General features: G+C 76.7%; 1 protein-coding gene. It reads right to left on the bottom strand.

What is annotated here, in order from left to right:
- Positions 1 to 99: 99 nt before the first annotated feature.
- Positions 100 to 476: YkoP family protein (locus QOL99_RS17580; RefSeq protein WP_407650218.1), on the bottom strand; the 377-nt coding region annotated here is incomplete at its 5' end.

Genomic DNA, 476 nt, shown 5'->3' with positions numbered 1-476 from the left:
GAGCGGGTGGCGCTGGCCGGGGGCGAGCTGGAGCTGGAGAGCGAGCCGGGGCGGGGCACGGCGGTGGTGTTCGCGCTGCCGGGGTAGGCCGGTCGCGCCTCACCCGTGCCGCGCCAGGAACGCCGCCCGCTCCATCCACGCCAGCCTCGGCTCCGGCTGGGAGGTGGGGACCCCCGTGCCGTACACGCGGCGCATCAGCCGGAAGCCCAGGCTGTAGAGCCGCGCCCGCAGCGGCGGCAGGGGCAGGACCTGAAAGCCCTGCTGCGCCAGCGGCCCGTGAAAGAGGGTGATGGCGACGACCCCCGCCACGTCCGCGAACCCGGGATCGTCGCGCAAGGCGGCGGCCACATCCCGCAGCGAGCGGGTGCAGGCCCGGTAGGCGGCGAGCGGACTGCGGGCATTGAGGCCCACCAGGCGCGGCGAATGGACATGCAGTTCGGCCACCGCCGCGCCGGGCGGCCAGCCCAGTCCGGGCG

Source organism: Deinococcus rhizophilus (assembly GCF_030271215.1).
Lineage (GTDB): Bacteria > Deinococcota > Deinococci > Deinococcales > Deinococcaceae > Deinococcus > Deinococcus rhizophilus.
The sequence above is the reverse complement of the archived record's forward strand: the minus strand, read 5'-3'. Positions and strand labels throughout refer to the sequence as shown.